This window comes from Rhodococcus sp. NPDC080181 (assembly GCF_040702225.1).
GTDB lineage: Bacteria > Actinomycetota > Actinomycetes > Mycobacteriales > Mycobacteriaceae > Rhodococcoides > Rhodococcoides fascians.
This window is the reverse complement of sequence record NZ_JBFBKN010000001.1, coordinates 116,002-135,794: the sequence shown is the minus strand read 5'-3', so window position 1 is coordinate 135,794 and position 19,793 is coordinate 116,002. Positions and strand designations below refer to the sequence as shown.

General features: G+C 64.2%; 19 protein-coding genes. 6 read left to right on the top strand and 13 right to left on the bottom strand.

Going from position 1 to position 19,793, the window contains the following annotated elements; genetic code table 11:
* Nucleotide 1 precedes the first annotated feature (1 nt).
* The 5 genes from AB0O58_RS00670 to AB0O58_RS00650 all read right to left on the bottom strand — a co-directional run bounded on the left by AB0O58_RS00670 (nucleotide 2) and on the right by AB0O58_RS00650 (nucleotide 5,761).
* Nucleotides 2-1,228, bottom strand: a complete 1,227-nt coding sequence (locus AB0O58_RS00670; RefSeq protein ID WP_032386274.1) for an AI-2E family transporter — start codon at nucleotides 1,226-1,228, stop codon at nucleotides 2-4.
* A 70-nt stretch (nucleotides 1,229-1,298) separates the two neighbouring features.
* Entirely contained in the window at nucleotides 1,299-1,793 is a 495-nt protein-coding gene (locus AB0O58_RS00665; RefSeq protein WP_174557298.1) for a methylated-DNA--[protein]-cysteine S-methyltransferase, read from the bottom strand.
* Entirely contained in the window at nucleotides 1,793-3,259 is a 1,467-nt protein-coding gene (locus AB0O58_RS00660) for an AlkA N-terminal domain-containing protein (RefSeq protein ID WP_032400245.1), read from the bottom strand. Before AB0O58_RS00660 ends, AB0O58_RS00665 begins: the two co-directional genes overlap by 1 nt.
* Nucleotides 3,260-3,316: 57 nt before the next feature.
* Nucleotides 3,317-3,487 (bottom strand): YbdD/YjiX family protein, encoded by a 171-nt coding sequence (locus AB0O58_RS00655; protein ID WP_072692145.1) that lies wholly within the window; start codon nucleotides 3,485-3,487, stop codon nucleotides 3,317-3,319.
* The gene (locus AB0O58_RS00650; protein WP_283550875.1) at nucleotides 3,488-5,761 is read right to left on the bottom strand and encodes a carbon starvation CstA family protein; all 2,274 of its coding nucleotides are present in this window, start codon (nucleotides 5,759-5,761) and stop codon (nucleotides 3,488-3,490) included.
* Between the two features lie 194 nt (nucleotides 5,762-5,955).
* Here AB0O58_RS00650 and AB0O58_RS00645 point away from each other — a divergent pair, with 194 nt between their 5' ends.
* The gene (locus AB0O58_RS00645; protein ID WP_196249606.1) at nucleotides 5,956-6,258 is read left to right on the top strand and encodes a CD225/dispanin family protein; all 303 of its coding nucleotides are present in this window, start codon (nucleotides 5,956-5,958) and stop codon (nucleotides 6,256-6,258) included.
* A 22-nt stretch (nucleotides 6,259-6,280) separates the two neighbouring features.
* Here the strand turns inward: AB0O58_RS00645 and AB0O58_RS00640 are convergent, their stop codons facing one another.
* Nucleotides 6,281-7,051: an SDR family oxidoreductase gene (locus tag AB0O58_RS00640; protein WP_283550874.1), complete on the bottom strand. Its 771-nt coding sequence runs from the start codon at nucleotides 7,049-7,051 to the stop codon at nucleotides 6,281-6,283.
* A gap of 102 nt (nucleotides 7,052-7,153) precedes the next feature.
* Between AB0O58_RS00640 and AB0O58_RS00635 the strand changes: the two genes are divergently transcribed.
* On the top strand, nucleotides 7,154-7,990 hold the full coding sequence (locus tag AB0O58_RS00635; protein WP_283550873.1) for a helix-turn-helix transcriptional regulator: 837 nt from the start codon (nucleotides 7,154-7,156) through the stop codon (nucleotides 7,988-7,990).
* 85 nt (nucleotides 7,991-8,075) lie between these two features.
* Nucleotides 8,076-9,155 (top strand): redox-regulated ATPase YchF, encoded by a 1,080-nt coding sequence (gene ychF / locus AB0O58_RS00630; protein WP_032369673.1) that lies wholly within the window; start codon nucleotides 8,076-8,078, stop codon nucleotides 9,153-9,155.
* 22 nt (nucleotides 9,156-9,177) lie between these two features.
* Here ychF and AB0O58_RS00625 read toward each other — a convergent pair whose 3' ends face one another.
* Complete coding sequence (locus tag AB0O58_RS00625; protein WP_283550872.1) at nucleotides 9,178-9,630, bottom strand: hypothetical protein; 453 nt, start codon at nucleotides 9,628-9,630, stop codon at nucleotides 9,178-9,180.
* Nucleotides 9,631-9,782: 152 nt separating this feature from the next.
* Between AB0O58_RS00625 and AB0O58_RS00620 the strand changes: the two genes are divergently transcribed.
* Nucleotides 9,783-10,400: a class I SAM-dependent methyltransferase gene (locus tag AB0O58_RS00620; RefSeq protein ID WP_027498114.1), complete on the top strand. Its 618-nt coding sequence runs from the start codon at nucleotides 9,783-9,785 to the stop codon at nucleotides 10,398-10,400.
* Nucleotides 10,401-10,425: 25 nt separating this feature from the next.
* Here the strand turns inward: AB0O58_RS00620 and AB0O58_RS00615 are convergent, their stop codons facing one another.
* The 4 genes from AB0O58_RS00615 to AB0O58_RS00600 form a co-directional block, all read right to left on the bottom strand.
* Complete coding sequence (locus AB0O58_RS00615; protein ID WP_057472816.1) at nucleotides 10,426-11,433, bottom strand: polysaccharide pyruvyl transferase family protein; 1,008 nt, start codon at nucleotides 11,431-11,433, stop codon at nucleotides 10,426-10,428.
* Nucleotides 11,430-12,332, bottom strand: a complete 903-nt coding sequence (locus AB0O58_RS00610) for a glycosyltransferase (RefSeq protein WP_283550871.1) — start codon at nucleotides 12,330-12,332, stop codon at nucleotides 11,430-11,432. The genes AB0O58_RS00615 and AB0O58_RS00610 overlap by 4 nt, the downstream gene beginning before the upstream one ends.
* A 137-nt stretch (nucleotides 12,333-12,469) precedes the next feature.
* Entirely contained in the window at nucleotides 12,470-13,639 is a 1,170-nt protein-coding gene (locus AB0O58_RS00605; protein WP_283550870.1) for a winged helix DNA-binding domain-containing protein, read from the bottom strand.
* 4 nt (nucleotides 13,640-13,643) lie between these two features.
* On the bottom strand, nucleotides 13,644-14,417 hold the full coding sequence (locus tag AB0O58_RS00600) for a metallophosphoesterase family protein (protein ID WP_366237716.1): 774 nt from the start codon (nucleotides 14,415-14,417) through the stop codon (nucleotides 13,644-13,646).
* 164 nt (nucleotides 14,418-14,581) lie between these two features.
* Here AB0O58_RS00600 and AB0O58_RS00595 point away from each other — a divergent pair, with 164 nt between their 5' ends.
* Nucleotides 14,582-15,928 (top strand): MFS transporter, encoded by a 1,347-nt coding sequence (locus tag AB0O58_RS00595; protein WP_057472820.1) that lies wholly within the window; start codon nucleotides 14,582-14,584, stop codon nucleotides 15,926-15,928.
* A 50-nt stretch (nucleotides 15,929-15,978) separates the two neighbouring features.
* Here the strand turns inward: AB0O58_RS00595 and AB0O58_RS00590 are convergent, their stop codons facing one another.
* On the bottom strand, nucleotides 15,979-16,539 hold the full coding sequence (locus tag AB0O58_RS00590) for a DUF2716 domain-containing protein (RefSeq protein ID WP_283550868.1): 561 nt from the start codon (nucleotides 16,537-16,539) through the stop codon (nucleotides 15,979-15,981).
* Between the two features lie 35 nt (nucleotides 16,540-16,574).
* The gene (locus AB0O58_RS00585) at nucleotides 16,575-17,948 is read right to left on the bottom strand and encodes an FAD-linked oxidase C-terminal domain-containing protein (protein WP_057472822.1); all 1,374 of its coding nucleotides are present in this window, start codon (nucleotides 17,946-17,948) and stop codon (nucleotides 16,575-16,577) included.
* Between the two features lie 71 nt (nucleotides 17,949-18,019).
* Between AB0O58_RS00585 and AB0O58_RS00580 the strand changes: the two genes are divergently transcribed.
* Nucleotides 18,020-19,759 carry a GAF domain-containing protein gene (locus AB0O58_RS00580; RefSeq protein WP_283550879.1) on the top strand — a complete coding sequence of 580 codons (1,740 nt, stop codon included), beginning with the start codon at nucleotides 18,020-18,022 and terminating at the stop codon, nucleotides 19,757-19,759.
* Nucleotides 19,760-19,793 lie beyond the last annotated feature (34 nt).

The following is a 19,793-nucleotide window of genomic DNA, read 5'->3' as shown; positions in this document are numbered from 1 at the left end:
GCTACTTCTTCTCCGTCGTAGCCTTCTCGTCCTCGTCCTCATCTTCGAGGCCGGCCTGTTCGTCGGTCAGTCCCTCGGGTGCGGGGATCTGATCCTCGAGCTCGTCCTGATCGGGCTCGTTCGATCGCTCGTCGATCTGTTCGGAGACGTAGCGAATCAGCACAGCAGCCACCGCGGCAGCGGGCACTGCGAGGAACGCGCCGATGATCCCGAACAGCGAGCTGCCTCCGGTGACGGCGAGCAGCACGATCGCTGGATGCAGATTCATGCTGCGGCTCTGCAGGATCGGCTGCAGCACGTTACCTTCGAGCTGCTGCACCGCGAGGATGATCGCGAGCACGATCAACGCGGTCGTCAAGCCGTTGGCCACCAATGCGACGAGCACAGCGAGAGCGCCCGCGACGAACGCACCGACGATGGGGATGAAGCCACCGAGGAACGTCAGGGTGGCGAGCACCAATGCCAGCGGGACACCGAGGATCACCAATCCGAGCCCGATGAAGAACGCGTCGATGAAGCTGACGATGGCCTGAGTCCGGATGAAACCGCCCAGCGTCACCCACATGCGGGAGAGGACTTCGCCGAGGTGGCGTCCCGCGCGGCCGCCGGAGAATCCGTGCAGCCACGGCAGGAACTTCGGGCCGTCCTTGACGAAGAAGAACGACAGCACGAGCACCAGGGCAAGGGTCACGAGGATGGAACCGGCTGCCGAGACGCCGCTGAACACGCCGGTCGCGATGACGTCGCCGCTGTCTTGCAGCCGCGAGACGATGGCCGATACCGCATTGTCGATCTGGTCGTCGCCGATGTTGAGCGGAGGTCCCTTGAGCCAGTCCTGCACCTGACCGATGCCGCCCGACGCCTGATCGACCAACTCGGGAGCCTGCTCGGCCACCGACGGAATGATCAGAGTGATGACCCCGCCGATCACGACGAAGAACACCACGAGCGACACGGACGACGCCAGCGCAGGCGGAAAGCCAAGGCGCATCATCAATTTCGCCGGTGGCCACAGAACCGTGGCCACGATCACCGCGAGTAGAACCGGTAGCAGAATCACCCAGAGATGACCGATCAGCCAACCGAACACCCACGCGCCGGCCGCGATGGAGATCAGGATGAGCGACCATTTCGCCAGCCAGAGGCCACCGGTTCCGATGAGGTCCCCGCGATCTCGTCCGGACTTCGCGGGCTTCGCAGTACTGCCGGGAACTGCCGATTCGGTCACGGTGGGTCCTCACATTCGGCGGGTGGCGGTTCGTGAAGAACCTTAACCTCCCACTCCGACGCGGTGTCGGTCAGAGCGCCTCGTGGGCCAACAGCCACTTCTTCGTCGGCAGTCCCCAACGGAATCCGCCGAGTGCACCGCCGATCCGAACCACTCGGTGGCACGGTACGAACAGGGCGGCGGCATTGCGCGCGCACGCCGACGCGGCACCGCGAATCGCCGTCGGCCGTCCGGACAATTCCGCGAACGCGGAGTACGTCACCGGCGCTCCGGGTTCGACAGTGCGCAGCACGTCCCAGGCGTGCATCAGGAATTCGCCCGATCGTTGTGCGACGTCGATGTCGTCGATGCGGTCGACGTCGCCGCGGTGATAGGAGTCGACAGCTGCGGTGACGGCGCCGAGGTCGGTCGCCGAGCGGACGTCGGTGGGTCGCAACGTCGGATGGATCAACACTCGGAGTTCCTCGACATCGGCGGTCCAGCCCGACGCCAGCACGCGCTGATCGGCGTCGACGATGGTGGTGAACGGACCGATAGGGGTGTCCTGCGTTGCGGAGGTGGCCATCATGCCTGCCTTCTTTCCAGTGCGGTGATCCACAGGTGCATCGAGACGTACGAACGCCACGGTGCCCAGCGTTGGGAGTTCTTCAAAGAAATGTCCAGCGCCTGCGCGCCTTGGCGGACAACGAGATCGGTGTCGAGCAGAACGTCTGGGTCGCCCAGCAGTCGCATGACGACATAGCGGGCCGTCCACGGCCCGATTCCTTTGAGCGCGAGCAGTTCTCGTTCCAGATCGGGACCCTCCCGCGCGGGGTGCAATGTCACCGTTCCCGACGCGATGGCGTCGGCGACGCGGATGACGGTCTGGACCCGAGCCGCCGGGCCGGTGAGGACCTCGTGGCCGCGTTCGGCGATGACGGCAGCGTCGGGGAACAGCCGTCCGACTCGTCCGTCGCCGAAATCCAGTGGTGCCCCGAGCGCGTCGACGAGCCTGGCGGTGTGGGTCGCCGCAGCCTTCAGCGAGATCTGTTGCCCGATGACGGTGCGCAGCAACATCTCCACCCCGTCGACGACCCCGAGCGCCCTGATACCCGGATGGGCGTCGACGCTCGGCGCGAGCTGGGGGTCGGCGCGCAGGGCCTCGTCGACGGCAAGCGGATCGGCGTCGAGATCGAGCAGGTGTCGAATCCTGGCCACGGCCGGAGCGAGGTCGCGCATGTCCTGCAGAGTCAGTGCGGCGCTGACGAATCCGTCCAGGATGCGCAGTGCCACCAGTCCGGAAGCGTGCGGTAACTGCAGTGAACGCACGTATTCGCCGTCGTCGGAGAACGATTCGATGCCCTCGACCACGTGGCCTCGGAGAAACCACTCGACCCAGCCGCGGTCCAGCGGCGGGCGGTACGGCAGTCGCAACGTGACGGTGCCACCCGCAGTAGGTACGGCCGAGCGGTGCGCTTCTCGCCGCAGGGTCGTCGGATCGACGGCGAAGACCTCTTTGACGGTGTCGTTGAACTGGCGGACGCTCGAGAAGCCGGCGGCGAAGGCGATGTCGGCCATCGACATGTCGGTTGTCTGGATCAACGTGCGGGCGGTATGCGCGCGATGGGCGCGAGCCAACGCGAGCGGCCCGGCACCCACTTCTGCCGTCAGAACGCGAGTCAGTTGGCGGCTCGAGTAGCCGAGGGTGCTGGCGAGGCCATCGACGCCCCCGCGCTCGACGGCTCCGTCGGAGATCAGCCGCATCGCGCGAGAACTGAGATCCGAGTGGATGTTCCATCGTGGGGAGCCGGGGGTGGCGTCGGGCTGGCAACGGCGGCAGGCGCGGTAGCCGGATTGTTGGGCCGCTGCTGCCGTGGCCAAAAACGAGACGTTGCCGGGCTTGGGGGTGCGCGCCGGGCAGGAAGGTCGACAGTAGATGCCGGTGGTGGAGACGGCGGTGAAGAACTGGCCGTCGAACCGCGCGTCACGCGAGGAGACCGCGCGATAACACCGATCGAAGTCCAGTTCTTGCACCTGCCGTTCGCTGCTCATGCTCCTACTGTGTCAGCGCGATCCCGCCAGTGCTAGCGGAAATCGGACAGCACCGTGTCAGCAGCAGCGAGCCCCTGGGTTCCGGTCCGCCTCCGCGTGCCGGTCTTTCCAGTACTGCCGCACGGTCGGTGGCTCCTGGCCCGGGTGGTGCCGGGCCAGGTGCGCGACGTAGCGGTCGTAATCGTGATCACCCATCACCGAGGTGATCCACCACCACAGCCCGCGCATCTAGTGCGCCGACCCGGGGCGTCGAACGGTGCCCGCATCGATCAATTCGTCCCACTCGGCCTGGATCTGCTTCTCGGCGGGGGTGAGGACGAATCCGGCGGGACCGAAGATCTTCGACGGCACCTCCGGTTCCTCGTTGTCCGGCAGATCAGCACCGCGAACGGCCCTGACGCACACGATGACTCCGGCGATGACGACGACCAGGACGAGTACCGCGAAGATGATCGAGAGCGTGCCCTGGATGAACGTGTTGCGAATGACCGCGTCGATGGCCTCGGGGGTCTTCGCGCTGCCGAAGCTGCTCAGGCCCTGATCCTTTGCGTCACGGAACTGCGAATGCTGCGTCCAGTAACCGATGGCCGGGGTGGAGGAGAAGATCTTCTGGTACGAGGCCGTCATCGTGACGATCAGGTCCCAGGCAAGTGGAATGCCAGGGATCCAGGCCCACTTGTACAGACCTCGTTTGACGACGATCACCATGACCACAGTCAGCGCGATCGCGGCGAGCAACTGATTGGCGATACCGAACAGCGGGAACAGGGTGTTGATGCCGCCGAGCGGGTCGGTGACTCCCATGAGAAGGATTGCGCCCCAGGCTGCGACGACGATCAGCGAGCAGATCCATGCTCCGGGACGCCACGACGGGTCCTTGAACTTCTTGGCCGAGGCTCCGGGCAGGTTGCCGATGCTGTCGGAGAGCATGAAGCGTGCGACGCGGGTGCCGGCATCGACCGTGGTGAGGATGAACAGTGCCTCGAACATGATCGCGAAGTGGTACCAGAACGACTTGAGCGATTCTCCGCCGAACACCTGATGCAGAACCTCGGACATACCGAACGCCAGCGTCGGAGCGCCGCCGGTACGGGAGATGATCGACTCCTCGCCCACATCGGCTGCGGCCTGGCTCAATTCGCCGGCCGAGATGTCTCCGCCGCTCAATCCCAAACCGTTGACGTACTCCGCCGCGGTCTCGGGAGTACCGCCGGTCAGCGTCGCCGGTGCGTTCAGCGCGAAGTAGATGTGCTGATCGAGAACGCAGGCGGTGATGAGCGCCATGATGGCGACGAACGACTCGGTGAGCATGCCGCCGTAGCCGATCATGCGCATCTGCTTCTCCTTCTCTAGCAACTTCGGCGTGGTGCCGGAGGAGATCAGAGCGTGGAAACCCGACAGCGCGCCGCAGGCGATGGTGATGAACAGGAACGGGAACAGTGATCCCGCGAAGGCCGGTCCGTTGCCCTCGGTGGCGAAGCTCGTCATGGCGGGCATCTGAATCTCGGGGCGCGCGATGAGAATGCCGACGGCCAGCAGCGCGATGGTGCCGACCTTCATGAACGTCGAAAGATAGTCGCGTGGGGCGAGCAGCAGCCACACCGGCAGGATGCAGGCCAGCAGACCGTAGCCGATGAGCAGCCAGGCGACCGTCACCTTGGAGAGCGTGAACCAGTCTGTGCCCCATTCGGTTTCGGCGACCCAGCCGCCGGCGACGATGGCGAGCAGCAGCAGGACGACACCGATGAGTGAGACCTCGGTGACGTTGCCCGGCCGCAGGTAGCGCAGATACACACCCATGAACAGGGCGATGGGGATGGTCAGCGCGATGGAGAACACGCCCCACGGACTTTCGGCGAGCGCGTTGACGACGACGAGAGCAAGAACCGCGATCAGGATGATCATGATGACGAACACCGCGATCAGCGCGGCGGTTCCGCCGACTACTCCGAGTTCGTCACGGGCCATCTGGCCGAGGCTGCGGCCGTTGCGGCGCGTCGAGATCCACAGCACCAGGAAATCCTGGACGGCCCCGGCGAACACGACGCCGATGATGATCCACATAGTGCCGGGCAGGTAGCCCATCTGGGCAGCCAGAACCGGTCCGACGAGGGGGCCCGCTCCGGCGATTGCGGCGAAGTGATGGCCGAACAGCACCCGACGGTCCGTCGGCATGTAGTCCTTGCCGTTCTCCAAGATCTCGGCGGGCGTGGCTCGGTCGTCGCGAGGAAAGACGATCTTGCGTTCGATCAGCCTGGCGTAGAAGCGAAACGCGAAGATGTAGGTACACACCGCGGCGATGACGAACCAGACTGCGTTGGGATTCTCGCCGCGGACGATGGCGATGATCGTCCAGGCGACGCCGCCGAGCAGGCCGATCACGACGAGCATCAGACGCTTGATCGGCGTCATGGGATGGGAATCGACGACTCCGACAGGTGGTAGGTCGGGGTCTGTCTTCAGCAATTCGACGTGTGGATCGTCGGCCGCTTTCAGTGACATGTGTGGGGTCTCCATGGTCGCAGGTGTGACTGCGATCACCCTATGCGTGACGCACTTGCACGTCCTCGAATCGACACTTGGCGGTGCGCCCGGCGGTCACTCGTGTGCGCCGAGTGGCGGCGGCCTGGAACCGGATGGTCCTGGGCTGCGTCGTACCGGGTGTCATCACTTCATTCATTCGGGGGGAACACCACATGTCGGGACCGTACGAGCAAACTCATCAGCAGACCTTTCCCGCGGCGCAGCCCTTCGCGCCCGCGCTGCCCGCATCGAACGCAGGGTGGGCAGTGGTGGCAGTCATCTTCTTCTGGCCACTGGCCATCCCCGCGTTCAATCACGCGCTCAAGGTCCATCCTCTGTGGTCGATGGGTGATGTCCAGGGCGCGCAGTACTCGTCGCAGCGCGCGGCGTTCTTCGGCAAGCTGTCCCTCATCATCTTCGGCGTCTTCATCGTTCTCTACCTGGCGTTCATCGGCTTGGTCGTCTCCAACATGTGATGCGTCGACGGCGGTGTGCTGCTCACCCGCGGGTGACCGAGATACCGCCGTCGACGTAGAGCGTGGTTCCGTGCACCATCGCGGCATCGTCCGAGACCAGGAACAGCACACCGTCGGCGATGTTCTGCGGCGACAGCACTGTGCCTGCCGGGGTTCCGGCCGTCATGGCGTCGAGTACCTGGCGTGCATCCTCGTTGCCCGGAGTCAGAGTGGCTCCGGGCGCGAGGGCGTTCACTCGCACACCGCGGGGGCCGAACTCGGCGGCCCAACTGCGAGTGAGCTGCTCGTCGGCGGCTTTGGTGGCGGAGTACATGGCAGCGAAAGGACTGCCCATCGTGGCCATCCACGACCCGATGTTCACGATGACTCCGCTGCCGCGCTCGGCCATGGCCGGTGCGAGCTCACCGACGAGCACGTGCGGTGCTCGGACGTTGACGGCGAGCATGGCGTCGAGCTGGTCGTCGGAAAGATCGGCTGTCGCGGTGGCCGGATAGATACCGGCGTTGTTGACGAGAATGTCGACGCGGCCGCCGAGGGCGTCGGTAGTGCGGGCGGCGAACTCACGAAGTTCGTCGTAGCTGCCCGAGAGATCGACGTCGACGAATGCCGCTGTGCCGCCGGCTTCCGAGATGCGGGCCGCCAGGGCTTTGCCGCGCTCGGCGTCGCGGCCGCTGACGACCACCGATGCCCCCTGGGCGGCAAGGGTGAGCGCGATGGCCGCACCGATTCCACTGGTCGATCCGGTGACGACGGCGGTGCGTCCATGGAGTTGTGTGGAACTGGAAGATGTCATGACGCCATGTCTACGGTCGCCGAATCGAGCGGACCAGGCGTCGTTCGACCTAGGTCTGTCATGACCAGGTTGGCCATCGCTCGCGTGGCTACTGTGGATTTCGTGAACAACGACAGGTCGGCGCTGAGTGCGTTTCTGCGTGATCGACGCGACCGCATCACTCCCGCCGAGGCGGGAGTACCGATCTATCCCGGTGCGCGACGGGTCCCGGGCCTGCGGCGCGAAGAGCTCGCAGCGCTGGCCGGAGTGAGCCCGGATTACTACAGCAAGCTCGAACAGGGTCGCCAGGCCAACGTCTCACCCGAGGTGCTGCGGGCCATTGCTCGGGCGTTGAAACTCGACCAGGTGGAGTCCGCGCATCTGCTCGATCTCGCATCCCCGGCTGTGCCGGTCGGCAGCGCCCCGGAGCGACCGGATCCGGGGTTACTCCAGGTGATGCGGGCGCTCGATCACGTGCCGGTGCTACTGCTCGGGCGCTCGGGAACCATCTTGGCCTGCAATGCGCTGGTTCGTGCGGTGTTGAGTCTGCAGTCGTCCGCCGGGGATTCGCTGTTCCACTATCTGTTTCGCAATCCCATCGCGCGGGAGCGAATCGTCAATTGGTCGCAGTTCGCGGCGGCCTCGGTTGCCGCGCTGCGCCGCGATCTTGCTCGAAGGCCAGGGGATTCGGAGTTGACCGCGCTGATCGACGAATTGCGTTCGACCGAGCCTTGTTTCGAGCAATGGTGGAGCGATCACGAGGTCGCCGAATTCGCGGGTGCAACCAAGATCATCCAGCACCCGGCGGCGGGCACCCTGCAATTCGGAATCGAGTTTCTGACCTCGCCGAGCGCGCAGGATCAAAGTCTGATCGTCTACACGGTCGAGGAGGATTCCAGTACGGCACACGTCCTGCCGATCCTGGCGAGCTGGGACCCGAATTCGGCGATCACCACGTGACCGGCATGGCAGATCACGCCGTCGAGTAGACGCTGGCCGGGCACTGTCCGAGCTGGCCTTGTCGTCAAAGTAGACTCCATAGACCGTGAGCCTCACCCTCGGAATCGTCGGACTGCCCAACGTCGGCAAGTCCACCCTCTTCAATGCACTGACCAACAACGATGTTCTGGCCGCGAACTATCCGTTCGCGACCATCGAGCCCAACGTCGGCGTGGTCGCGCTGCCGGATCCCCGGCTCGAGAAGCTGGCCGAGGTGTTCGGTTCGGAGAAGCTCGTGCCCGCGCTGGTGTCTTTCGTCGACATCGCCGGCATCGTCAAGGGTGCGTCCGAGGGCGCAGGCCTGGGCAACAAGTTCCTCGCCAACATCCGTGAGGCCGACGCCATCTGTCAGGTCGTTCGCGTCTTCGCCGACGACGACGTGGTGCACGTCGACGGTCGCGTCGACCCGACCGCAGACATCGAGGTCATCGAGACCGAACTCGCGATCGCCGATCTGCAGACCCTCGAAAAGGCCATCCCGCGCCTCGAGAAAGAGGTGCGGATCAAGAAGGACCGCAAGCCGGCGCTCGACGCGGCTCTGGCTGCGCAGGCCGTTCTGAACGACGGCAAGACGCTGTTCTCGGCGAAGGCGAAGCTCGACTTCGAGCTGCTCAGTGAATTCCAGCTGCTCACCACCAAGCCGTTCCTATACGTCTTCAACGCTGACGAGTCGGTGCTGACCGACGACGCGAAGATCGGCGAACTGGCTCGCCTGGTCGCACCCGCCGATGCGGTGTTCCTCGACGCGAAGATCGAGTCGGAGTTGCTCGAACTGGACAAGGAGTCGGCGGCCGAGCTGCTCGAATCCGTCGGTCAGACCGAGCCCGGTCTCGACGCGTTGGCCCGCGCCGGCTTCCACACTCTGGGCTTGCAGACCTACCTCACCGCAGGCCCGAAAGAGGCTCGCGCGTGGACAATTCACCAGGGCGACACCGCGCCCCAGGCCGCAGGCGTCATTCACACCGACTTCGAGCGCGGCTTCATCAAGGCCGAAATCGTGTCCTTCGACGACCTCGTCGCCGCAGGTTCGATGGCCTCGGCCAAGGCTGCTGGCAAGGTGCGCATCGAGGGCAAGGACTACGTCATGTCCGACGGCGACGTGGTGGAGTTCCGCTTCAACGTCTGACGGCCGTCGATCCGCAGATCGCCTACGGTCCGGGTGACCAATAGCCGCCACCGTTCGCGCCGTCGGAGACGCAGAACATGTCGAATCCGTCCGGCGAGACCGCAATCCCTCTCGCTGCGGGGTCGCATTCCGACCCTGGCTCCGCATTGCCGCCGATGATCGGTGCCGACTGCACCCAATGCGCGCGAGTCGACCCTGCATAGGTGCACTTCAGGAACGTGCCGTCGGCGGAGGTTCCGTGATTGTCGACGCCCGGATCGCATGGTCCGTCCACCTCGGGCAGTGAGGCCGAGGGGGCCTCGGTCGCGTCCACAGTGGTCTCGACCGGAGTCGGTGGCTCCGTAGTGGGAGGAACCGTGAAGAGTGCGGTAGCCGGTAAGGAGTACGGAACAAGTGTCTCGACGGATGCCGGCGTGCTCGGCGTGAGAGATCCGAAACCGTATACGACAGTTGCGACCACGAGCAGTTCGATCACTCCGATTACCAAGCCCGCGATGGCAATTCCACGAACGGAAAGTCATTTGGTGCGAACGCTACAGGTATCGGTGTCGGCCAGGTGGCTGTTGTCGTCTGCGCGCACGATCGACCGTCGGCTACGCTCCGAAGCAGTCGAACAGGAGGACATGGATGGGCCTGGAATACCTCGAGTCGTTGGTGCATCGAACCGCCACAGCGGGGGAGCCTTTCGAGCGTGGAGCCGACGAGTCGGAACTCGGATACCTGTCCGCATTGGCCGCGAGGCCCGGCACGAAGTCGATCTGCGAGGTCGGGTTCAATGCCGGCTTCTCGAGCTGGGCGTTCCTCGAAGCCTCTCCCGACGTGACCGTCGTATCCTTCGATCTGGCCGCATACGCGTACAGCGATGCCGCGAAAGCCCATGTCGACGAACACTTCCCGGGCCGACACACCCTGATCCAGGGAGACTCGCACACCACCATCAAGGCTTATGCCGAGCAACACCCGGACGCGCGCTTCGATGTAATCTTCATCGACGGTGACCATTCTGTGGAAGGTGCCCGCGCAGACCTCGACGATCTTCGCGCGCTCGCCACCCCGGAATCGGTCGTCATCATGGACGACATCACGCCGTGGCTCTGGTTCGGCGAAGGCCCGACGCAGGCCTGGCAAGAGGCCGTCGACGCGGGTCGAATCCTGCACACCAACTACTTTCGCGACGGCGAACCCGTCGACGCGGTGACGCCTCCCGCCGCACGTGCCTGGGCCGAGGGCCGTTACCCCTTCTGAAAACGGACGGGGTGTCGACCAGCGTTCATCGTCGACTGTCGGACACGGCCTGCCGAACCATGTCGGCGGCTGCGTCGGGTGTCGCTGCGAACTGAACGTTGTCGAACCGGTGCAGGTAGGCGTCGTAGATGCCGGATACTTTCCTGTTCGCGTTGTCCATCGCCACGACGCGCTTGCCCATCATCGCGGCCAACACGGCCGCATGCAGCCGATCGGTGAGCACGACGGGCGCCAGATTCAGAATGCGCTGCGCCACACGGAGGTTGAGCTTCGCTGTCTGCTCGTACGAGCGAACGAGAGCGGGGTACAGCAGGCGATTCGCTTTGGGGAAGTTGTATGCGATTCGGGTCGGCAGCGTCACCACCGTCGAGATCGCCAGATCCCTTCCGTGCAGACCCCAGTCGTACTGGACGGACGACGCGTCGACGTTCACCGAAGCATGACCGAGGCTTTCGGAATCGTCGCGCACGAGTTTCACGACGTCCACTGCAGAGCCTTCGGCGCTGTGTGCGATCTCGGCACCGAAAGCCATGTCCGGACAGTATTCGACGCGGTTGTTCGGGAAATGGGCGAGCGCCAGCTCGTACGAACGCTGTTCACGCAGCATGAGGGTGAGGTCCGGGTGCTGTGCGTAGAGGGCCGCGGTCCTGTGCATGGCGTCGGCGTCGGAGTAGTCGATGCTTTGGGGGAGGCACACGATCTTGTTGCGAGGAAACCGCGCAACGATTGCTTCACGAAATTTCTGGTCCATCGGCCAGCGGTCACCGAAATTTCCTCCGCCCTGCAGAAACAGGGTCCCATCACCGACTCGTTGTTCGAGCAGATCGTGGTTGTGGGTGAACGGATCGGACACGTAGTCGACGTGCACGTCCAACCGCTTCAGGTACTCGACCTCACCGGCGTAGATGAGCGAGTCACCGGCATTGAAGTGATTCGGAAAGTCCAAGTGAGCCACCCGATCTCCGGGTTTGGCATGCTGCCGCAGGACGGCCATGGTCTCTTCGCGTATCGCGTCGACTATCTCGTATGTCATCGGGGACTCCGTCGCAGGCCGCGGCCGAGCGCGGCCACCCGAATTCGGAATGCGCCGTAGTGGATTCCGATGTAGTGGGCCCACAGACCGCTGGGCATCGGTCGTAGTACCTTCGGCAACCACGGATTGCGAATTGTCGCGAGATACAAGATTGCCGCAGTGTGCGCGGGAATCCGGGCAAGTGACGACGGATGAGGGCAGCCCGCAGCACGGTGCTTGGTCGACAGTTGGTACGACGTGCGTCCGTAAGCGCGGCCTTGCAAGAACGATCGACGAACCGTAGTTCTGATGCGGTAGGCGACCGACGCATCCGCGGCATGTCCGAGAGTGAATCCTGCTTGCTGAAGCCTCCACGAGTAGTCGACGTCTTCGGCACCGCCCACGAGGTCTTCGTCGAAGCCTCCGACCTCGTCGAAGACGCGTCTCCACAGCGCGAAATTGCTTCCCGGGGCATACGGCAGGTAGGCGGTGGGAAACAGGGTGCCGTTCGGAGGGTTGTCTCGCCACGCCGTCACCTCGGGCGGATTGAGGGAATCGTGTTCGATTGCGCCGCCCACGGCGTCGTAGCTGTCGAGTGCGCGCACCATGGCAGTCAGCCACGTCGGAGAAGCGACGTCGTCGTGGTCGACGAAGGCAATGATGTCGCCCTGCGCGGCTTCCACGCCGAGGTTGCGGGCGTAGGAGACGCCACGCTTGGCGGAGGCGTCGACGATGCGCATCGACAGAGGTAGAGACAATTCTTCGAGATGTGAGCGCAGGCCGTCGGTCGAGCCGTTGTCGCTGACGATGAGCTCGACATCGCCTGTGTAGTCCTGAGCAGCAAGCGCGTGGAGCTGCTCGTTCAGTTCGGGCAAACCGTTGTACACGGGGAGGACGATGGAAACCAGACTGATAGGCACGTTGTGACCCTACAACGAAATCCGGGTGCTGTTTGGTTAGGCATCCCAACCGTAGGAGTGGGGATCACACAACTCGAAGGGTTGTGTGGCACCGCCATTTACACACATAGTTCGACTGTCACCTCGGACCGATGTGATTACGACTTTCCGCGCAGTCTCTTCTCCAACGGCGTCGGAAACGACGGGACCACCGCGGTACCGTCGAGCAGGGCAGTGATCCGACCGGCCTCTGCTGCAACCTCTTTCGATACCGCAGACCCGACGTCCTCGAGTAATTCCGTGACCACCGAACCGGTGGAATCCACGGCCCATCCGCCGACGATGCGTCCCTCCCACCAGATGGTCGGTCCGATATTTCCGAAGTTATCGAACAGTGGGGCCTTGTGTTCGCCGAGATACCAGTGTCTGTGCTTCCACCCCATCGGAGTGGGGTCCAGGGCTGGAAGCAGTATCGCCCGAGGTGGGGAATCCTGGAACACTGTGTCGGTCAACATGATTCCGTCACCCTCGGCCAGTTCGACGGCCACGGTGTCGAGTTCGGCGACCGCCCCACGGGTCTGCGTCTTGTTCCATCCCGTCCACCATTGCAGGTCGTCCAAGGTCGCCGGTCCGAACACGTCGAGCCAGCGCCGGGCCATATCGGCTCGGGCGGAAGTCTCGTCCAACTCGGGAATCCCGTTGGGCCACCACTGATCGATCGGTGCCCAGGCATGTCGGCGCGACGTCCACGCGCCGCGCGGCTCGACCCGTACCAGCTTTCCCTCCGCGGCCATCATCACCAACACTTCGGAGGTCACATAGCGTTTGACGTCGTACACCTTGTCCGTGGTCGGCAGCAGAGCGGTCTTGAGTCCGGGAACTGCTGCGGACAGCTCCGCCCCGGTCGCCGTGCCCATCGAGCGTAAAACGGCATCGGTCTCGGCTTCGGTTGCCGCCAGCCAGGATTCGACGTCGTCGATCACCGGTTCGGTCGGCAGCGTCGACACCTGCTTGATCAACCGGGTTCGCATCGTGCGGGCAACTCCGAGGCTGGCGGCAGCGTGGATCATCGGAACGTCGTCGTGCGCGACGACGAACATCGTGCGACGCATCGCCATCAAGCGAACCAAGCTACGGCGCTCGTACATCGCGTCACGAACGTCCGACAGTCCCAGCGATCGAGCGCGCGCAAGCACGGAGAGATACACGGTCGCGGGATCGGTGGCATGCAGCGCGAGCAACGATGACACCACGGATTCCGCACTCGGGGCGTCGGACAAGTGCTGCGCGACGAGCCGCTGTCGCCGCTGGACGTCGGTGATCTTCACGGGCTCAGTGTGACTGCTCGCGTGGCGCGGGACCGACGAAACCGGTGAGAAGCGCGTCGGCGATATCGGTCATTCGGTACGCGCGGGCATCGGCGGCAGCACCGACGTGGTCGTACTCGACCAGCTCGAAGGAGACCGTCCAGCCGCCTGTGTCGTGATCGTCGAGCACCGCGTATCGGGCGTGCGGAGTCCCCGATTCCATGACGTGTGGGTAGGGCTGATCGTCGTCGTACGCGGGCGCGCCGACGCTGCCCGGATTCACGACGAGCGTGCCGCTGGGAAGAGTCCACTGGCGCTGCAGATGGGTGTGGCCGCAGGCGATGACAGATCGGTCCGTGAAACCTGCTGCCCGTTCGGTGATTTCGACCTCGGTTGCCTCGCGAGAGCCATGAGGGTCCACCGAGTGCAGGAAGTACTGCTGATCATCGGTGGGTGTTCCGTGTACTGCGAGGATTCCGTTACCCAGCTCGAGCGAGAACGGGAGCGAACCCAGCCAACGTCGATGCTCGTCGTCGAGTCGATCGTGGGCATGCCGATCCCAACTGCCCATTGAATCGGGCTCCTGCTCGAGGAGGTAGCGATCGTGATTGCCGGCGATGGTGGGGAAACCCAGTGCCATCAATCGATCCGCAGTTCGGCGCGGATGCAGTCCGCCGGAGAGCAGATCGCCGAGGTTCACCACGGAATCGACGCGTTGCCGTTCGATGTCTTCGAGGACGGCGTCGAGCGCCGCGATGTTGCCGTGAATATCGGCAATGAGAGCTACTCGCACAAGCACAGGATCGCAGCGTGGGCATTCGACTGCAACACGGCAACCCTCGTCGAGCGTTGGAGACTTCGCCCTCGTATCTCCGTCTTCGATGGGTGGTTTCTCCATAGACCCTTGCCTGATGGTTCCCTAGTGTGGTCCAAGTCACTTCCGTTCGATGGAAAGCCGAGCCCATGCCTGCAATCACGACGAAGCCCGAGATCGAAACCAGGGTGGTCAAGAAGGTCGCTCGACGCATCATTCCGTTCCTCGGGGTGGCCTACTTCGTCAACTATCTCGATCGCACCAACATCGGGCTGGCCAAGCTCACGATGAGCGACGAGCTGGGGCTCACCGAGACGATGTTCGGATTGGCGTCCGGGCTGTTCTTCATCGGCTATTTGCTGTTCGAGGTGCCGAGCAACCTGGCCCTGCACAAGTTCGGCGCGCGCCGCTGGATTGCACGCATCATGGTCTCGTGGGGAATCGTGGCCGCCGCCATGGCATTCGTACCCACAGCGGGCTGGCTGTACGGACTCCGCATCGTTCTCGGCATCGCCGAGGCCGGCTTCTTCCCCGGTGTCCTGCTGTACATGACGATGTGGTTCCCGCGGGCCTATCGAGTTCGGCTGATGGGCCTGTTCATGTTGGCTCTGCCGGTCTCCTCGGCGCTGGGTGCGCCTCTGTCGAGCGCGATCATTCAGTACTGGGACGGACTGTTCGGACTCTCCGGTTGGCGCGTGATGTTCTTGTTCGAGGGCCTCCCGGCAATCGTTCTCGGGGTGATCACCTGGTTCTACCTGACCGATCGGCCGTCGCAGGCCACATGGCTGGACGACGACGAGAAGAGTTGGTTGACAGCGGAATTGGAGTCCGAGGGGTCGTCGAAGAGCGCGCACATCACCGGCTCGGTCAAGCGGGCTCTCACCGACGCACGGGTATGGATGCTCGGACTGGTGTACTTCGGGATCACCTACGGCCTGTATTCGCTGAGCTTCTTCCTACCCAGCATCGTCGCCGGTTTCAAGAAGACGTTCGATGCCAACTTCTCCCTCGTGACAACTGGGCTGATCGTCGCGGTTCCGTTCGCGGTGGGTGCCCTCGCCATGGTGTTGTGGAGCAGGCATTCGGACCGGACGGGTGAGCGCACCTGGCATGTCGCGATCCCCACGTTGATCGGCGCGGTCTCCATACCATTTGCGCTGTACATGGATTCGCCGTTCACCACGATGATCGCCGTGACGGTCAACGCAGTCGGAGTGTTCTGCGCGCTGCCGGTGTTCTGGTACCTGCCCAGTGCATTCCTCACCGGGGCAGGCGCGGCCGCGGGCATTGCGATCATCAACTCGGTGGGCAACCTGTCCGGCTTCGGCGCGCCGTACGTGACGGGCTGGCTACTCGACGCGACAGGGAACGCCCGCGCCGGACTGTGGGTCGTCGGCGGCGTCATGATGGTGGCCGTCGGGCTGGTGCTCGCGCTGCACCGTCGCACGGTGGGTGACAGCACGAGCAGTGATGCGGGAGCGCCGGTCTCGCACTGACGACCGAGTGGATCCGGAGCGGCAAGTCGTCTCGACGCCGAGCGGATCGGCTATCGATCCGCGACCCGTCGCCCGTCGACCCGGATCGTGGGGAGCCACGTCGCCAAGGTGCGCCCGAGGGTGGCGACCATGCGCGGTCCGAAGACACACAAGGTGCGTTCCCACGGGTGACCGAAGGTCCCCTCGGTGAATTCGTCGCGGGCGAAGATGTAGTAGTCGCCGTCCGGGTAGACGGGTACCCGCCACTCGGCGTTCTCGGCCGCATCGGCGTGCGCTTGGGCATCGAAGTTGTAGCAGGGGTGTTGCCAGTCCAGGACCACAAACGTGGGGTCATCCGCAAATTCGGTGACGAAGCAGCGCAGGGCTTCCGCATTGACTGCGTCGACTCTCGCAGACCACGAGGCCATCGTGCGTACGGTGTCTGCGTCGAGGTCGAATGTCATCGACGGGGCAGGCTCAGCAATGGCCGGCCACGAGTCAGGTTTGGTCCCGGGCCGAAACCCGAACTTGTTGTCGAACAGCGACCAATGCTCCGATGTCACGCTTCGGTCGAGTTCGGTCCACCCGATGGGCAACGCAGAGCCGAAGTCCATGGTCAGCTTGCTAGTCATAGGTCCATCGTCCCAGGGCTTGGGAGGCTGCGATCTCAGGGTGCGAATACCTTGCCCGGGTTCAGGATTCCGTGCGGATCGAGTGCTTTTTTCACTGCGCGGTGCATGTCCAGCACAACTGGGTCCAGCTCCTGTGCCAGTCCGTCCATCTTGAGCAGTCCCACGCCGTGTTCGCCGGTGACAGTGCCTCCGAGTTCCAGTGCAGCGTCGATGATCTCGGCGAAGGCGGCCTGCGCGCGCTCGCGCGCCGGGATGTCGTCGTGCGGGGTGATGAGCAACGGATGCAGGTTTCCGTCGCCCGCATGGGCGATGTTGGCGATCGTCGTCTCGTATCGCAGGCCGATCTGTTCGATACGCGACAGCATGTCGGGCACATGCTTCTTCGGCACACAGACGTCCTCGGTCAATACCGGTCCGAGTCGCTCCATCGCGGGATACGCCAACCGCCGAGCAGAGAACAGGGCGTCGGCCTCCTCCTGATCGGTCGATACCGCAGACCAGGTGGCTCCGGCCTCGTCGAAGCACGTCAGCATCTTCTCGGCCTGCTGGTCTCCGATGAGCCCTGGATCGTCGATCCGACCGAGCAACACCACATTGGCCTCGACCGACAGGCCCATGTTCTTCCAGGCGTCGACGGCGATGAGGCACTGCTTGTCGATCAGCTCGAGCGCGGACGGCGTCAATCCGGCGGCGGCCACTGCGGCCACGGCACGTCCGGCATCGACGATGCTGTCGAAGTAGCCGGCGACGGTGCGTTGTGGATCCTGCAGCGGGCGCAACTTGACCGTGATCTCGGTGATGATTCCGAGAGTTCCTTCGGATCCGACCATCAGACCCGCAAGATCGTATCCAGCAACGCCTTTCGCGGTCTTACGCCCGAGTCGTACCAATTCTCCGGTACCGGTGACGATCTGCATTCCCATGACGTAGTCGCGGGTGACGCCGTACTTGACGCAGCACAGCCCACCGGCGTTGGTGGCCACGTTGCCGCCGATCGTCGACCACGGCGCACTGGCTGGATCCGGCGGATACCACAGGCCCTGCTCTGCGACGGCTGCTCTGAGGTGATCGTTGACGACTCCGGGTTCGACGACGGCATAACGCTCGAGTACGTCGATCTCCTTGATGGTGTCCATCCCGTCGAGCGCGAGCACGACGCAGCCTTCGGTGGCGTTGGCTCCGCCGGACAAGCCGGTGCCCGCCCCGCGAGTGACGATCGGCGTTCCGTGGGCGAGACAGGCTCGTACGACGGTCTGCACCTCCTCGGCGGTACGAGGACGCACGACGGCAACGGGCAGCGAATACGGGGCCCACTCCGCCTCGTCGTGCTGGTAGGAGGCGATGACGTCCGGGTCGACCACGATGCGATCGGTGGGCAAGGCCTCGGACAGTTGTTCGACGAGGGTCATGTTCTCGACTCTAGCTGTGAGCTGGGTCTCGGCCAATGTAGGTTCTCTCTATGTCCGCGGAGAAGTCATGGATGGAACTTCTGCTCGACGACGCGTCGATCGATCGTCTCGAGGAGCACCGGAAGGCATTTCCAGGTGCCGAAGCGCACGCAGCTCTCCGGCTACGCGCCCTGCTGGATCAGCGACGTCAACGCAGCACGGAGTTGGCGGCACTCAACGACATCGCGGTGCGACTGACGACGGTGCGCGACAACCGTGCTCTTCTCCAAGAGGTCGTCGATCAGGCACGCAGGCTTCTCGGTGTCGACCTCGCCTACATGGGGTCCGTACAGGGAGACGAGTTCGTCATCGACGTCACCAGCGGAGCCCTGACTCCTAGGCTCGTCGGTCTTCGGCTCGAACAGGATGCAGGGCTCGTCGGACTCATCGTGCGCAGTGCGTCGCCGTCGTGGACCCCCGACTACCAGAGCGAGCCGGCGTTCCAGCACATTACTGGTGCGGACAGCGCGGCCCGCTCGGAGAACATGCGCGGTCTGCTCGGCGTGCCGTTGCGGGTGGGCGATCGAGTGATCGGCGCACTGTTTGCATGCAAGCGCCAGGAACGCGACTTCGCAGACAGTGAGATCGCCCTGCTCTCGGCGCTGGCCGCGCACGCGGCCATCGCCATCGAGAACGTTCGGACCATCGACCGGCTCGAGACGCTGAATGCCGAATTATCCGAACGCACAGCCGAACTCGAACAGACACTGCAGTGGGACCGAACGTTGACCCAGGTGGTCCTGCGCGGCGGCGGCGTACGAACACTGGTGCGCGAGATTGCTGTATTGACCGAGCGTCCGGCGTACTTCGTTCCGGATGCCGCTGCGGTTCCCGCGGCACTGGCGGTCCACTCGGCGGAGGTCGACGAACTGCTACGCATGTGTGGCGACGGCAAGGACACCGTGTCGACGCCGTCGATGACGGCTCATCGGGTGGCCGCAGCCGGTCAATTCCTCGGCGCGCTGATCTCGATCGGACCGGACGATGCCAGGACGCGTCTGCTGCTCGACCGAGCCGCGCCTGCAGTTGCCCTGTCACTTGCCGAGGAGCGAGCCGCCGCCGATTCCGCGCGGCGCGCCCAGGATGCGTTCCTGGTGGACCTGCTCTCGCACCCGGCGTCCACTCCGGATGCCGAACGGCGACAACTCCATTTGGCCGGACTTGCCCCCGACATGTCCTACTGTGTAGCCGTCGCGCAGGGTGCGTCGAGAACCAAGCTCGGCCGATTCCCGACAGGATCTGTTGTCGCGGAGCAACGTTCGAGCCTGATCGTGGTGGTGCCCGCGCGCGATTCGGCGACGGTCACACCGATGTTCCTCGCCGGCACCACCGTCGGAATCTCTGAGCCGAGCACCGGACCCGAGGCGCTGGCAAAGGGCTATCGGGAAGCTCGGCAGACCGTCGACGTGTTGGTCACCCTCGGCCGCGAGGGGGAAGCATGTTCGGCGCGGGGGCTGGGAATCTATCGAATTCTGCTCAGCCACTTGGCGCGTGAACATCTCGACGAACTCACGCAGGAAAAGTTGGGTCCGCTGTTGGCCGAGCAGAACAAGCGCGGGGTTCCGCTGATGGAGACACTCTCGACCTATCTGGCGCGTGGACGCCATCATTCGGCAACCGCGTCGGCTCTCGGGGTGCATGTCAACACGCTCTATCAACGACTCGACGCGATCGACCGCCTGATCGGAACGCACTGGCGCGACCCGGACAATGCTCTCGATCTTCAGGTCCTGATGCGGCTGCGCAGATCGGCCGACCTGCTGGGTCTGTGATGCGAACGAATCGGTGCTCGTCGGATAGCGTCGG

Excerpts from the sequence above, each read along its gene's own strand:
- AB0O58_RS00665 (WP_174557298.1), bottom strand. The coding sequence starts at position 1,793 with ATGGCCACCTCCGCAACGCAGGACACCCCTATCGGTCCGTTCACCACC.
- AB0O58_RS00660 (WP_032400245.1), bottom strand. The coding sequence starts at position 3,259 with ATGAGCAGCGAACGGCAGGTGCAAGAACTGGACTTCGATCGGTGTTAT.
- AB0O58_RS00655 (WP_072692145.1), bottom strand. The coding sequence starts at position 3,487 with ATGCGCGGGCTGTGGTGGTGGATCACCTCGGTGATGGGTGATCACGAT.
- AB0O58_RS00650 (WP_283550875.1), bottom strand. The coding sequence starts at position 5,761 with ATGTCACTGAAAGCGGCCGACGATCCACACGTCGAATTGCTGAAGACA.
- AB0O58_RS00645 (WP_196249606.1), top strand. The coding sequence starts at position 5,956 with ATGTCGGGACCGTACGAGCAAACTCATCAGCAGACCTTTCCCGCGGCG.
- AB0O58_RS00640 (WP_283550874.1), bottom strand. The coding sequence starts at position 7,051 with ATGACATCTTCCAGTTCCACACAACTCCATGGACGCACCGCCGTCGTC.
- AB0O58_RS00620 (WP_027498114.1), top strand. The coding sequence starts at position 9,783 with ATGGGCCTGGAATACCTCGAGTCGTTGGTGCATCGAACCGCCACAGCG.
- AB0O58_RS00615 (WP_057472816.1), bottom strand. The coding sequence starts at position 11,433 with ATGACATACGAGATAGTCGACGCGATACGCGAAGAGACCATGGCCGTC.
- AB0O58_RS00595 (WP_057472820.1), top strand. The coding sequence starts at position 14,582 with ATGCCTGCAATCACGACGAAGCCCGAGATCGAAACCAGGGTGGTCAAG.
- AB0O58_RS00590 (WP_283550868.1), bottom strand. The coding sequence starts at position 16,539 with ATGACTAGCAAGCTGACCATGGACTTCGGCTCTGCGTTGCCCATCGGG.
- AB0O58_RS00585 (WP_057472822.1), bottom strand. The coding sequence starts at position 17,948 with ATGACCCTCGTCGAACAACTGTCCGAGGCCTTGCCCACCGATCGCATC.
- AB0O58_RS00580 (WP_283550879.1), top strand. The coding sequence starts at position 18,020 with ATGGAACTTCTGCTCGACGACGCGTCGATCGATCGTCTCGAGGAGCAC.